The organism is uncultured Amphritea sp., assembly GCF_937127095.1.
GTDB lineage: Bacteria > Pseudomonadota > Gammaproteobacteria > Pseudomonadales > Balneatricaceae > Amphritea.
Genome location: NZ_CAKZLP010000003.1, coordinates 1 through 13,764 on the forward strand (window position 1 = coordinate 1; position 13,764 = coordinate 13,764).

The 13,764-nt window shown below is 45.5% G+C and carries 12 protein-coding genes and 1 pseudogene; 2 read left to right on the forward strand and 11 right to left on the reverse strand.

The window, feature by feature from the left end; all coding sequences use genetic code 11:
* On the forward strand, positions 1-249 hold a 249-nt coding region (locus tag Q0499_RS00255), incomplete at its 5' end, for a hypothetical protein (protein WP_299194526.1).
* A 276-nt stretch (positions 250-525) separates the two neighbouring features.
* On the opposite strand, the gene Q0499_RS00260 is transcribed toward Q0499_RS00255, so the two are convergent.
* From Q0499_RS00260 to Q0499_RS00310, 11 genes and pseudogenes are all read right to left on the reverse strand, one after another.
* Entirely contained in the window at positions 526-2,154 is a 1,629-nt protein-coding gene (locus Q0499_RS00260) for an electron transfer flavoprotein-ubiquinone oxidoreductase (RefSeq protein WP_299194529.1), read from the reverse strand.
* Positions 2,155-2,163: 9 nt separating this feature from the next.
* A complete protein-coding gene (locus tag Q0499_RS00265; protein ID WP_299194531.1) occupies positions 2,164-3,936 on the reverse strand; it encodes an acyl-CoA dehydrogenase in 1,773 nt (590 codons plus the stop codon).
* A gap of 75 nt (positions 3,937-4,011) precedes the next feature.
* Complete coding sequence (locus Q0499_RS00270; RefSeq protein ID WP_299194534.1) at positions 4,012-4,938, reverse strand: FAD-binding protein; 927 nt, start codon at positions 4,936-4,938, stop codon at positions 4,012-4,014.
* 12 nt (positions 4,939-4,950) lie between these two features.
* The gene (locus Q0499_RS00275) at positions 4,951-5,700 is read right to left on the reverse strand and encodes an electron transfer flavoprotein subunit beta/FixA family protein (RefSeq protein WP_299194537.1); all 750 of its coding nucleotides are present in this window, start codon (positions 5,698-5,700) and stop codon (positions 4,951-4,953) included.
* A 62-nt stretch (positions 5,701-5,762) separates the two neighbouring features.
* The gene (locus tag Q0499_RS00280) at positions 5,763-7,418 is read right to left on the reverse strand and encodes an acyl-CoA synthetase (protein ID WP_299194540.1); all 1,656 of its coding nucleotides are present in this window, start codon (positions 7,416-7,418) and stop codon (positions 5,763-5,765) included.
* Positions 7,419-7,452: 34 nt separating this feature from the next.
* Positions 7,453-8,247, reverse strand: a complete 795-nt coding sequence (locus Q0499_RS00285) for an enoyl-CoA hydratase-related protein (RefSeq protein ID WP_299194542.1) — start codon at positions 8,245-8,247, stop codon at positions 7,453-7,455.
* A 12-nt stretch (positions 8,248-8,259) separates the two neighbouring features.
* Positions 8,260-9,114 carry a 3-hydroxybutyryl-CoA dehydrogenase gene (locus Q0499_RS00290; RefSeq protein ID WP_299194545.1) on the reverse strand — a complete coding sequence of 285 codons (855 nt, stop codon included), beginning with the start codon at positions 9,112-9,114 and terminating at the stop codon, positions 8,260-8,262.
* Positions 9,115-9,134: 20 nt separating this feature from the next.
* Positions 9,135-9,338: pseudogene (locus Q0499_RS00295) on the reverse strand (branched-chain amino acid ABC transporter permease); the annotation flags it as partial.
* On the reverse strand, positions 9,335-10,000 hold the full coding sequence (locus Q0499_RS00300) for a hypothetical protein (protein WP_299194547.1): 666 nt from the start codon (positions 9,998-10,000) through the stop codon (positions 9,335-9,337). The gene Q0499_RS00300 and the pseudogene Q0499_RS00295, both read right to left, overlap by 4 nt.
* Before the next feature lie 134 nt (positions 10,001-10,134).
* Entirely contained in the window at positions 10,135-11,025 is an 891-nt protein-coding gene (locus tag Q0499_RS00305) for a transporter (RefSeq protein ID WP_299194550.1), read from the reverse strand.
* Positions 11,026-11,180: 155 nt separating this feature from the next.
* The gene (locus Q0499_RS00310) at positions 11,181-13,052 is read right to left on the reverse strand and encodes a sigma-54-dependent Fis family transcriptional regulator (protein WP_299194553.1); all 1,872 of its coding nucleotides are present in this window, start codon (positions 13,050-13,052) and stop codon (positions 11,181-11,183) included.
* 182 nt (positions 13,053-13,234) lie between these two features.
* Between Q0499_RS00310 and Q0499_RS00315 the strand changes: the two genes are divergently transcribed.
* Positions 13,235-13,764 (forward strand): transposase (locus tag Q0499_RS00315; RefSeq protein WP_255051707.1); only part of this gene is annotated, 530 nt, incomplete at its 3' end.

The window sequence follows — 13,764 nt, forward strand, 5'->3', positions numbered from 1 at the left end:
GGCTCCTCTGGATGCCTTGGTATCCGTGGGATTTATGGAGTTATGCGACCGTTTGTGGGGATGTCCCCAGTACCCCTGCAACAAGCAAATCCAGCCCCCATTTTAATGCACGCAAAAAGGTCATGCATCTCCAAGAACAGGATGGCCTTTTTTATTTTCTGCTGCACGGAGCCGGAGTTTGTTCCTTTAATTCCTTGGTTCAACGATTGCGAAGCAATCATCGCCGAGCACGAAGTGCGCAGCCCGTAAGGGTTGTTGCAGTCAAAAGCTGCAACAAGCAAATCCAGCCCCCATTTTAATGCACGCAAAAAGGTCATGCATCTCCAAGAACAGGATGGTCTTTTGTGTTTTCTGGATTAACAATTTGGAAAGCATAAAAAAGCCCTCCAGAGGAGGGCAAAAATAGGCACCGAGCCTATAAAGAACAAACGGGTTTAGCCGTGTAAACCGGTCTGTTCTGGAGTGGTGATACCAATCGGTATACCAAGGGTCCGTCTATCAAGCAGAGACGGGGATGCAAGCAGTTTACATATTTGGGTAGTTTGGACCTCCGCCCCCTTCAGGTGGCACCCACTGAATATTCTGACAAGGATCTTTAATGTCACAGGTTTTGCAGTGCAGGCAGTTCTGGCCGTTTATCTGTAAACGTTTTCCTGATTCACCTTCGGTCACCTCGTAAACTCCTGCAGGGCAGTATCGCTGAGCGGGTTCTTCATAAAGGGGAATGTTTACTGTTAACGGCAGTTCTTCCTTACTCAGTTGCAGGTGACAGGGCTGATCCTCTTCGTGGTTAGTATTGGATAGATAAACCGAGGAAAGTTTGTCAAAAGAGAGTTTGCCATCTGGTTTAGGGTAGAAGATGGTTTTGCTCTCATTAGCTTGTTTCAGCTTGGCGTGATCTTCTACTCGATCATGTAGGGTAACGGGTAGCTTGCCTCCAAACAGGTTCTGATCAACCGTGTTAAAAGCACCCCCCAGCCAGCGACCAAATTTATGCAGTGCCGGGCCGAAATTACGCGAGCTGAAAAGTTCCCTGTAAAGCCAGCTTTCCTTGAACAGGTCTTCAAAACTATCCGCTTCAGCTTTATCGTTTTGAAAGGCATCAAAAACTGCTTCTGCTGCCAGCATGCCCGATTTCATCGCTGTGTGTGTGCCTTTTATACGTGAGAAATTTAGCGTACCAGCATCACAACCTATAAGCAGACCGCCGGGAAAATCCATTTTTGGCAGTGAGTTAAACCCACCTTTAGCTATAGCGCGTGCTCCATAGGAAACCCGTTTACCGCCTTCCAAATACTGAGATAACACAGGATGGTGTTTAAGCTGCTGGAACTCTTCAAACGGGCTGATCCAGGGGTTGCTGTAATTAAGGTCGATAATCAGACCTACTGCGACCTGATTGTTATCAGTGTGGTAAAGGAAGAAACCTCCACTGGTATCACCTTCTAGCGGCCAGCCAGAACCATGAATGACTAAACCGGCTTTGTGTTTTTCCGGATCAATATCCCACAATTCTTTAAGGCCGATGCCATAGTGCTGCGGATCACGGTCTTTATCCAGATCAAATTTATTGATCAGTTCTTTACCCAGATGGCCGCGACAACCTTCTGCAAAAATAGTGTATTTCGCGTGCAAGGCCATACCCGGCATATAGGAATCTTTTGGCATGTTGTCACTGCCAATACCCATATCCCCGGTAATTACACCCTGAACTCGGCCATTTTCGTCGTAAGCCAGATCAGCTGCGGTAAACCCTGGGAATATTTCCACTCCCATGTTCTCAGCTTGCTCAGCTAACCACCGGGCTAAATTTCCCAGACTGGCGATGTAATTGCCTTTGTTGTGCATGGTCTTCGGTGCCATCCAGTTAGGAATTTTCACCGAAGCGTTTTTATCTTTCAGAAGAACGATCTCATCCTGATCTGCAGCAGTAGTGAGCGGGGCTCCCATCTCTTGCCAGTCCGGGAACAACTCATGCAGCGCTTTTGGATCGATCACTGCACCTGAAAGAATATGAGCGCCAACTTCAGAGCCTTTTTCGACCACACATACGTTCAGATCCGGGTCCAGTTGTTTAAGACGACATGCACTGGCGAGACCCGCAGGACCTGCACCAACAATCAGTACGTCAAACTCCATTACTTCATGTTCCATAGAGCCTCCTTACAGCTGCTCGATATCGAGAGCAAAGGTCTGGTCCAGGCCGCTGCAGATTGTCTCTGCATGCTGACTGATACGAGGTAGGTAGTGCTGTGCATAAAACAACGCGGTACCCAGTTTGGCATTCAGGAAATCATCCCCGTAGTTGTTATCTTCAGCTTGCAGCTCAACAGCTTTAAGAGCACTTTGCGCTAATAACCAACCACCGGTGAGGTAACCCATCATCATCAGATTGTCGAAGCTGACATTGCCCATCAGTTGCTTATCGGTTGCTGTATTAGCAAGTATCCACTGACTCGCTTTTGATGAAATCAGTAGAGCACTATCTAGTTGAGCACCAAGCTGACGGAGTTTTTCGTTTTCAGAGTTGCTAAGCAGTTCTGCTGTTGCCTGAATATCTGCTTGTAACTGTTGCAGAGCAGCGCCTTTATCAAACAGCGTTTTACGGCCGATTAAATCAAGTGCCTGAATGCCTGTAGTGCCTTCATAAATCGGTAGAATACGGGCATCACGATAGTGTTGCGCTGCGCCGGTTTCTTCTACAAAGCCCATGCCACCATGTACCTGAATGTTCAGGGAAGTCAGCTCCTGAGCCAGCTCAGTCATCCAGCCTTTAACGATAGGCGTCAGCAGCTCTACACGGACTTTGCTGTTAGAATTGCCGCTGTGAGCACGGTCAATCTCAGCCGCTGCGGTAAATGCGAGGGCGCGCATCGCCTCGTTACCACTTTTCATCGCCATCAGCATTCGTCGAACATCCGGGTGATTGATGATGGCGATCTTCCCGCCATCACGATCCGTTCCCTGAAAACGTTCCTGACTGTATTGCAGTGCCTGTTGGTAAGCACGTTCGGAAATAGATAAACCCTGTAGCCCAACCGTCTGGCGAGCATGGTTCATCATAGTGAACATATAACTCAGGCCTTTATTGGCTTCACCCACCAGGTAACCGATTGCTCCGCCGTTGTCACCGAAGCTCATTACGCAGGTCGGGCTGCCATGGATACCCATTTTGTGTTCAAGTGAGATACAGCTGACATCGTTCTGTTCTGCAGGTTGACCCTGATCATCCAACATATACTTCGGCACGATAAACAGAGAAATACCTTTAACACCTGCAGGTGCATCCGGCAGGCGAGCCAGAACCAGATGTACGATATTGGATGTCATCTGATGATCGCCCCAGGTGATAAAGATCTTCTGCCCGGAGATCTTGTAGTGATCACCCTCAGGAATCGCTTTAGATGCCACTGCAGCAAGATCTGAACCGGCGTTGGGTTCTGTCAGATTCATGGTGCCAGTCCATTCACCACTGATGAGTTGTGGCAGGTACTGTGCTTTCAGCTCATCACTGCCGTGAGCGATCAACGCTTCAACCGCACCCTGGCTGAGCATAGGGCAGAGGGCAAAAGACATATTGGCAGAGTGCAGCTGCTCGTTCACAGCGGTACTTAGAACATTAGGTAGTGCCTGACCACCAAAATCTTCAGGTCCGGTTAGTGTCGCCCAGCCATTTTCAACAAATTGTTGGTAGGCATCCGCGAAACCTTCGGTTTCCTGTACTTGTCCATCACTTACTTTAGGGTGCTTTTCGTCACCAACGCTATTCAGCGGGGCCAGAACATCAGCAGCCAGTTTGCCAGATTCTTCAATAACCACATTGGCCAGTTCGCTGTTAACTTCTTCCAGTTGCAGGTCGCTACAAAGCTGATCAAAGCCTACCAACTGGTCTAAAACAAAAGCTGCATCTTGTAAGGGGGGGGTATAAGTGCTCATAAAAATATCCCTGTATCAGGTAAAGAAGCAAAAAAAGGGGCCGGCTCTGGAGAGAACTTCGGCCCCACGAGGGAGCTACAGTTTCTGTTGCAGCTCAGGCATCACATCGAACAGATCAGCAACAAGGCCGTAGTCTGCGACGGAAAAAATAGGTGCTTCTTCATCTTTGTTAATGGCAACAATAACCTTCGAATCTTTCATGCCCGCCAGGTGCTGAATAGCACCGGAGATACCTACTGCGATATAAAGTTCTGGCGCAACAATTTTGCCGGTCTGACCGACCTGCATATCGTTAGGTACAAAACCAGCGTCTACCGCTGCACGGGATGCACCTACAGCAGCGCCAAGTTTATCTGCAACCTGTTCCAGCATGGCGAAGTTCTCTCCATTCCCCATACCACGGCCACCGGAGATTATGACCTTAGCCGCTGTAAGCTCTGGGCGGTCAGACTTAGCCATCTCTTCAGAAATAAACTGTGATATTGCAAGATCTTCAGCAGCATCAACGGAGCTGATATCAGCTGATCCATTCTGTTCAGCTGCTTCAAATGCAGTACCACGTACAGTGATTACCTTTATTGCATCCAGAGACTTAACCGTTGCGATTGCGTTACCCGCATAGATAGGGCGTTGGAAACTGTCGGCAGCTTCTACGGCGGTAATGTCCGATATCTGTGCGACATCAAGCAGTGCTGCTACTCGAGGCATAAAGTTCTTACCCGTAGTCGTAGCTGGTGCCAGAATGTGGCTGTAATCACGGCCAAGTTCGAGAACCAGTTTGGCAAGGTTCTCTGCCAACTGATGTTCATACGCTGCGTTGTCTACTTGCAGCACTTTGCTTACGCCAGCTACTTTTGCAGCTGCATCAGCTGCTGGTTGGCAGTTAAAACCCGCCACTAACAGATGGATATCTCCTCCAATCTGTTGTGCCGCAGTGATCGTGTTGAGTGTTGCGCCTTTCAGGGCAGTGTTGTCATGTTCAGCAATAACCAGAATAGCCATATCAGTGCCCCCTTAAATTACTTTTGCTTCGTTTTTAAGTTTTTCGATCAGTTCATCAACACTGCTAACTAAAATGCCAGCACTGCGTTCAGCAGGCTCAGTCACTTTTAGAAGCTGGGTGTGCTGCTTAAGCTCAACACCCAGATCAGCAGGTGTTTTAACATCAAGCGGTTTGCGCTTGGCTTTCATAATGTTAGGTAGGGCAGCGTAACGTGGTTCATTTAAGCGCAGGTCTGTAGTAACAACGGCTGGAAGATTGATAGCAACGGTCTGTAAACCGCCATCGACTTCACGGGTTACTTGCGCTTTGCCATCTTCGATAGACACTTCAGATGCAAATGTTGCCTGCGGCATTCCTGATAAGGCTGCCAGCATCTGACCAGTTTGGTTGTTATCAGAGTCGATAGCCTGTTTGCCCATAATGATCAGCTCGGGTTGCTCTGCTTCGACAATTTTTGCCAACAGTTTTGCAACGTTTAGCGATTCCGGGCTGTCTTCAGTTTCAATCTGGATTCCCCGGTCTGCGCCCAGTGCCAGAGCAGCACGAATCTGTTCCTGGCAGGCTTTTGGGCCGACAGAAACCGCAATAATCTCAGAGGCTGTACCGGCTTCTTTAAGGCGGACTGCTTCTTCTACTGCGATCTCACAGAATGGATTGATCGCCATTTTGGTATTACTCAGATCGACATCGGTGTTGTCGGTCTTAACTCTGACTTTGGCGTTGTAATCAATCACGCGTTTAACGGCGACTAATATTTTCATCTCGGTACCTCTCGCTCAATCCCCGGTCATTAACAGACTGCCGGGGGTTTATAGTTGTTGGGTTATTCTTGTTCTTTAGCGTTTGCACGGTCACGCAACAGGAATTTTTGAATCTTGCCGGTAGAAGTTTTGGGCAGTGGACCAAAAACAATGTTTTTGGGTGTTTTAAAGTGCGCCATATGTTCACGGCAGAATTCGATAATCTCTTTTTCAGTGATCTCACGATCTTCATCTTTTAGGGCGACAAAAGCGCAGGGGGTTTCACCCCATTTTTCATCAGACTTAGCAACAACAGCAGCTTCCTGAATCATAGGATGGCGATAAAGCACATCTTCCACTTCGATGGAGGAAATGTTCTCACCACCAGAAATGATGACGTCTTTCGAGCGGTCTTTTATCTCGATATATCCATCAGCATGCCATACCGCCAGATCGCCAGAATGGAACCAACCACCAGAGAATGCTTCGGCAGTCGTCTCCGGATTCTTCAGATAACCCTTCATAACCAAATTACCCTGCATAAAGATCTCACCCATGGTTTCACCATCTTGAGGGACGGGTTCCAGAGTGACAGGATCAGCAACCATAAGGCCATCCAGCATTGGTGCACGCACTCCCTGACGGGATTTAAGGCGGGCTTTATCATCCAAAGACTTGTCATTCCATTCGTCATGCCATGCGCAGACAACAGAAGGACCGTAGGTTTCAGTAAGGCCATATACATGGGTTACGTTGAATCCGATCTGCTCCATACCTGCAATAACAGCAGCGGGTGGCGCAGCACCGGCAGTCATCACATTAACTTGATGTTCAATTCCTGCTTTAAGTGAATCATCAGCAGAGTTGAGCATGTTAAGTACGATAGGAGCACCACAGAAATAGCCAACTTTTTCCTGTTTGATCAGGTTAAAGATGTCATCTGCTCGAACATGTCGCAGACAAACATTGGTACCTGCCATTGCAGCTACCGTCCATGGGAAACACCAGCCGTTACAGTGGAACATTGGCAGGGTCCATAGATAAACCGGGTGTTGGCCCATACCCCAGGAGATCGCATTACTGATTGCGTTCAGGTACGCACCGCGGTGGTGGTAAACAACACCTTTAGGGTTACCAGTTGTACCGGATGTGTAGTTCAGAGTGATGGCGTTCCACTCATCCTGTACTTTGTATGGCGTGAAGTTATCATCACCTTGTTCAAGCAGGGCTTCGTAGGTAAGTTCTCCAACCAATTCGCCCTGGTCCCAGTAAGGGTCGTCAATGTCGACAACCAGAGGTTTATTTTCGACTAGTTCTAATGCCCCTTTTACAACACCGCTGAACTCTTTATCTGTGATCAGTACCTTGCTCTCTGCGTGCTCAAGGATGAAAGCTACAGCCTCTGCATCAAGGCGGATATTGATGGAGTTGAGAACAGCGCCACACATTGGAACGGCAAAATGGGCTTCGAAGTGTTCCGGTAGATTGGGTGCCATGATGGACACGGCATCACCCGGATTAACGCCTTTATTCTGGAGCGCACTGGCCAGCTTTAAACAACGCTGATATGTTTCATTCCAGTTGCGGCGTGTATCTCCATGAACCGTTGCAGTACGGTTTGGGTAAACACTGGCGGCTCTGTGTAAAAATGTCATCGGTGACAGGGCAGAGTAGTTTGCCTGATTCTGTTCCAGATTGGCTTCGAAGGCAGAATTGTTATTTTGTACGAAAGTGTTCACTTTGTTTCCCTCGTAATATTCAATCAGTTATTAATTAACAGCCAGTAAAGTTCGCTGCTCGACGTTCACTGAACGCTCGCATCCCTTCTTTCTGATCTGAGGTGGCAAAGCAGAGGGAAAACAATTCTGTTTCCATCTGGCAGCCATGTTTGATATCCATATCTGCTCCTTTATTTGCCAACTCTTTGGCAAAACTGACAGCCCTTGGTGCATTTCTGCTTATCTTGCGCGCCTGCTCCAAGCCAGCACTTAGTAGTTCATCCTGAGGATAAAATTGATTGCAAAGACCAATTCGGTAAGCCTCTTGAGCACCTACTTGTTCACCGCTGAGCAGGAGTTGTGTAGCTATACCCCGACCTACACGTCGTATCAGTCTTTGACTACCGCCAAATCCAGGGGGGACGCCTAAAGTCACTTCAGGCTGGCCAAATACTGCATTCTCAGAGGCCAGCGCGAAGTCACAACTCATAGCAAGTTCACAGCCACCACCAAGGGCATAACCATTAACAAGCGCGATTACCGGTACTGTGCAGTTTTCGATGGTATGCATCAGGTGCATGCCCTGTTGTGAAAACTGGCGTGCCTCAAGTGCACTCATCTCTTGCATTGCGCTGATATCTGCTCCGGCTATAAATGCTTTTTTCCCTGCGCCAGTAATCAGAATTACACGAACCTCTTTCTGCTTTTGTAACCAGACGAATGCCTGTAAAAGCTGATCAATCAACTCTGCATTGAGTGAATTCAGCGCATTTGGACGATTAACGGTCAGCAAACAGATGCCAGATTCAGGTTGTGTAAGTAGCAGGTCTTTGTAAGTGGGCTGATTCATAACAAAAGCTCCTTACATCGGCTCATAGTGATAGAAACCACGACCGGTTTTGCGGCCGAGGTAGCCTGCATCGACCATCTGACGAAGCAGAGGCGCTGGACGGTATTTACTGTCGGAAAAATTCTCGTACAGGACTTCCATGATGCTGAGGCATGTATCCAGACCAATCAGGTCGGCAAGGGCCAGAGGTCCAATTGGGTGAGCGGCACCGAGTTTCATAATTTCGTCAATCTGAGCCGCTTCCGCACAATCTTCCTCAAGTATGAAAACCGCTTCGTTGATCATTGGCAGAAGTACACGGTTAAGAACAAAAGCTGCTTTGTCCTTAACTGGGATAGCAACCTTGCCTGCCTTCTCTGCAATGGCAACCACGGTTTTGGTGGTTTCCTCTGAGGTTTGCAAACCATTGATGGTTTCAACCAGAGCCATTAACGGCACGGGATTCATAAAGTGCATGCCAATCACTTTGTCAGGGCGCTGTGTAGCTGCCGCTAAACGTGTAATGGAAAGGGAAGAGGTGTTACTGGCAAGAATGGTGGTATCTGCACATATCTCATCCAACTGCTGAAAAATGGATTTTTTAACTGCTTCATTCTCTGTAGCAGCCTCAATTACCAGCCCGCAATCAGCCAACTTCTGCATGCCGGTAAAGCAACTTATACGGCCAGTAATAAGAGAGGTATCTTCGGTGATTTTTCCCTTCTCACTTAACTTTTGCAGACTTTTGCTGATTACATTCATAGCGTTGTCCAGCGCCGGTGCGCTGAGGTCTACAAGTGTTACCTGAAAACCCGCCTGAGCCATCACCTGAGCGATTCCCCGACCCATCTGACCTGCACCAATCACACCTACACTTTCAATATTCATACAGTTAACTCTTCAGGTAATTAGAAATTGTCACGTTTAAACTTGGCGAATTGCCCAACGATCCCGCTGCGGAAGCTCAGTACGCAGATCACAAAAACAACGCCCATGATGATGTGGATGTAGTTACCCAGTTCACCGCCCGAAAGGTAGTTCTGCATAGAGACAATGAAACCAGCGCCCAGTAAAGGGCCAAAGATAGTTCCAACACCGCCGACCAGGGTCATAGCTCTAATACCTGTTCAATTTGTAATATAGATGAGTGTTTTTCTGGGAACATTTTGCTGTACTTCTCATATACATATCTAAAGCCCCCTATACATTCCCGGTTGGATTGCTGTGCTATCTCCATTTGCTGCGTAAAATTCAAACCAGCAAAAATATGTACAAGTTGATGTAGTTTGTCATCATCGAGTGGGTAACGGGATATCGGGTAGAATATTCCTTGTTTTAAAAAGTTACTGTCTTCAATTGCCAGCAATGCTTCATCAATAATATGTGCGATTGAGGCTTCAGGCATGCTTGTTTCTGATAACCTCCTTTTACAAAGAGTTTGGGATTTACAGATTTTCAAGTATAGAGTGGACCAATGTGATTTCTTGGGTACCCATAAAGCTTTTTGCTGGTGAAATTTTGTCAGATCATCAGGCCAATTTTCATTGCATAAATTATTGACCTGATAGCTTGAAGTTAAATGGCTATATTCCAAATTTGAAAGAGTGTTTTTATGGGTGAGTAGATCAAAAGCATCTGAGATGTATTTAATAGTTATAAGGCTGAAGATTGCGTGCCTGTAGAAATGAACATTAGGTTCATTTTTGATACATTTCTCAATCAGTTTCAGCTGATCTGAAATCCCGCAACCATCAAGATCAATAGGTTTTTTCATAAAAAGGGCATTCACAATTGCTTCGATAGATTATGTTTTTTAATCAATAAAAAAAGCGAACTAGACCGGGGCGAATGGAATAGATCGCTTTGAGTGGAACTACAAAAAATCTATAGCCGACTTCTAGGCTATTTTTAAAAAAGAGTTAAGAGTCTTAGATTCAGGCGTGCGTCTTCTTTAAAACCATTGTCCACAGAAATATCATCGCCATAGGTAGCAAGTAATTGAGTAGTAGGGGTTATAAACCACCCGGCACCGATTTGATATTTCGAAACATCTGCTTCATCGTCATTATCTATGCCGTTTACAGAAGTTTCTCCAATCCAGGATTTAGATAGTCCAGCCCTGATATCTAATGCCGGTGAGATGTTGTAGCGAATATAAGCTTGAATTTGATAGCTTAGCTCTTGTTCCAGATTGTCGCTCGTTGGACCGAAGTCGTCGTTATCGCCATAGAGTGTGACATCGCCGATCAAATCAAGTGTTACATTGTCAGAAAGCCCTTTGATGTATCCGGCTTGCATTGTCAGCTTGTATCTATTTTCGCCAAGATTTAGTGCATCTTGATTATCATAGTCTCCTGTTGGGAGAAATAAGAATGGTGTTACGCCGAAATATTCTTTTTCTTGAGGATTGTTTACCAACCAAACCGTAGCCCCAAGTATTAAATCACCCAGACCATCCGTATCACCCAAACCTGAGAGGTCTCCTTTAGCTTCTAATTTACCAAAAGGTAAAAGAAACTGAGGATCAACAATATAATCACCAATTTTGGTGTAGTGTACGCCCCTTAAAATCCCAACTTGTGAATCCAGGCTGTAGTCACCAGAAACTTGAGTGTTATTACTATACAGTCCGTCTCGTCCAGTGAACTGAGCATAAACTGCCAGAAGGTTAGTCCCTTCAGGAAGTGCAGTGTAATCTCCCGCATCAACATCGAAGGCTTGTACCATCGAGGTGCTCGCAATAGCTGCTGATAAAGTAATAGCTTTAATGCTTGACCAGAATGGGTAAGTGTTCGGCATATATGTCTCCTTATTTTTTTTATTACGTTTAACGGTAATCGCAAGGAGTGTGCCAAGGTTTTATTGTTTTTAAATCATTGAAAAATAAAGGTTTTGTTTTTTGTGTGTGTCCTTGGTTCTCATTTTAAGATGGTCAGATCTCATCGTGAGATTGCTCATTGATTACGGAACTCGTCCATGTTTATTTTTAAAGATTGGATCTTCCGATACAGAGTGGCTCGACTTAACCCCAAGTCGTGTGCAGCAGAAGGAATATGCCCATTGTGTTTAATAAGCGCATCAATGATAAGGCTGTGTTCTAAATCAGGCAGGGAGCCTTTAGAAGGTCGCTTCATCTTATAACTGAACATCTCGCTTGGTAGATCTTGAGCATTGATGACTGGTTTATTATGACTAAAAACCTTCAAAACTTTTAAGCTATTGATAAGCTCGCGGACATTTCCAGGCCAGTCATATGCGCATAATTCATGAAGTGCTTCTGTAGATAAGATTGAATTTTCAAGGATTTTTTGCGCGCATTCACCTATAAATCTGTTTAGTTGAGGGCGTTGCCGTAAAGGGCTTAAATGCAAATTAAGGCCTTTGATACGGTAGTATAAATCTTGACGAAAGTGTCCCTGATTGACTGCTTCTAATAGATCCTTATGACTTGCCGATAAAAGCTGAAAAGAGCTGGTTCTCTTTTGTTCACTTCCGAGTCTTGTTACTTCACCAGTATCAAGAACTCGTAATAACTGAGCTTGTAGTGCAAGTGGCATTTCGCCAATTTCATCCAGAAAGAGAATTCCATAATCTGCCTGTTCAATTTTTCCACGCGATCCACCCCGCCTTGCTCCTGTGAAAGCACCTTCTTCATAACCAAACAGCTCACTTTCAATCAGGTTTTCCGGTATCGCTGAACAGTTTAGAGCCACGATTGGCCCTTTGAGGTTACTAAGTTGATACAGTGTTTGTGCAAAAACTTCTTTACCGGTACCAGTCTCTCCGCTGATGAGAATTGGCAGTTTAGCTTTTATGGCAATTAAGCCACGATCTAGCTTCTTGTTTATTTCAGGGTCGCCAAAATCAGGAGCTGATTCTGCTTGTCTGCTTTCTGTTTTGGCCTGAAAAGAAGGAGTGTGATTGTAGTGGCAAGCGTTAACAATAACGTCCAACCCAGAGTTTAATTTAAGAGCTACTGGAACTTTCTTGGATCTTGAGGGTAAGAATTCATCAAATGAAAGATCGAAAATATCTTCGAAACATATAGAAGGAGGAAGGCGGGCAAGATCAAGCCTGGCTTTTGTTCTGGAACAGCTGGATAACAGCAAACCATCTTCATCAAAATTTAGTAGAAAAATAGCATTGTTTATTTGTGATGTTGTGAATTCATGGGCGAGATTTACTTCTAATTTTATAAACCCCTTTTCTGTGAGAAAAAGATTTTTTTCTATTTCAAAAGCGATGGTAGAAGCCAGCAGCTTTGAGCCGCAATCAGTCTTATCTGACCTTCGAGAAAGATCAACGGTACCGAGAACATTGCCATTGTTATCTAGTATTGGTGCAGCTGAACATTGAAATCCAGATATAAATTCTATGTAGTGCTCTCCACCGACGACACTGATTTCTTTCTGGAATGTAATTGCACACCCCATGGCGTTTGTGCCAATTTGATCCTCAGAAAAACAAATGCCTGGCCGGAAAGTGTTTTGGGTTACTTTGTCATGATTTTTAATATCGCCCTTAATATCGAGAGCGATACCTTGACTGTTTGTGAGTACTGCAAGGTAGTCTGCTCGCTTTATAACAGGATAATATTTCTCTATAACTTTGCTGAAGCAGTCAATAAGGAGGCTTTCTTGCTCCTGCATGACTTTCAGATCAGCTCTTGCTACGGGTGTAAAGATCAGTTTCTCCCGATGATTTAAACCGATATCTAAGCATCGTCGCCAGGAGCTCTTTACTAAATCATCCGACGCATAGTGGTAATCCTGCTCATCGAAAAACTTTGTGCGAGATAAATTAATTGTTTGCTTAATATTATCCATACCTGTGTTCGTTAGTTCTAATGTGATGCAAATACACATTTTGAATGCTATTTACTCAAGTTTCGGGGTTCAAAAACAGCAGAAATTATAGCTTAAGTTACTGAATAGTATAAATAAAAATAGCCTTTTCGTGGTATAATGTTAGTTGTCTAGACATAACAAATACAACTCAAAGGCTACACATGAATTCTGACACAAGCTCTTCTGTTTTGCCATCACTCACCGCTGAGTATTTAAGCCGCCACGATGTTCAAGTGGATAATCTGTTTAGCAAAGCATGGCAGCGCATCGGTTTTAATCGACTGCTGAAACAAGCGCGGTTTTCAAAGCGTTCAGGATCACCCGTCAGTGATGTAGTGTACCTTTTACTGCTTTGGGTCTGGCTCAAAGCAGACTCAATTGCGATGTTTTCAAGGGAGTCGTTACAAAGCTTCTCGATCACTAAGAGGGATGCCCTTTATGATCTTCTTAATCGGGAGGATCTGGATTGGCGCAAGTTGCACCTTCAAACAGCGAAGACCGTCATCAGTATGACTGACCACAGCACCATACGCGCCTATGTTGTTGATGATTCAGTTAAAACACGGCGCGGTAAAACCATGCCAGGCATCTCCAGCCACTTTGATCACCTCAACGGTCGTTGTGTGATGGGGCAGCAAATCCTGACCCTAGGACTGGCGACTGAAAAGCAATTTATCCCTTTAGATAGCGA

Bases quoted from the DNA above. Each gene is read 5' to 3' on its own strand.
- Q0499_RS00260 (WP_299194529.1), bottom strand. From the start codon at position 2,154: ATGGAACATGAAGTAATGGAGTTTGACGTACTGATTGTTGGTGCAGGT.
- Q0499_RS00265 (WP_299194531.1), bottom strand. From the start codon at position 3,936: ATGAGCACTTATACCCCCCCCTTACAAGATGCAGCTTTTGTTTTAGAC.
- Q0499_RS00270 (WP_299194534.1), bottom strand. From the start codon at position 4,938: ATGGCTATTCTGGTTATTGCTGAACATGACAACACTGCCCTGAAAGGC.
- Q0499_RS00275 (WP_299194537.1), bottom strand. From the start codon at position 5,700: ATGAAAATATTAGTCGCCGTTAAACGCGTGATTGATTACAACGCCAAA.
- Q0499_RS00285 (WP_299194542.1), bottom strand. From the start codon at position 8,247: ATGAATCAGCCCACTTACAAAGACCTGCTACTTACACAACCTGAATCT.
- Q0499_RS00290 (WP_299194545.1), bottom strand. From the start codon at position 9,114: ATGAATATTGAAAGTGTAGGTGTGATTGGTGCAGGTCAGATGGGTCGG.
- Q0499_RS00300 (WP_299194547.1), bottom strand. From the start codon at position 10,000: ATGAAAAAACCTATTGATCTTGATGGTTGCGGGATTTCAGATCAGCTG.
- Q0499_RS00305 (WP_299194550.1), bottom strand. From the start codon at position 11,025: ATGCCGAACACTTACCCATTCTGGTCAAGCATTAAAGCTATTACTTTA.
- Q0499_RS00310 (WP_299194553.1), bottom strand. From the start codon at position 13,052: ATGGATAATATTAAGCAAACAATTAATTTATCTCGCACAAAGTTTTTC.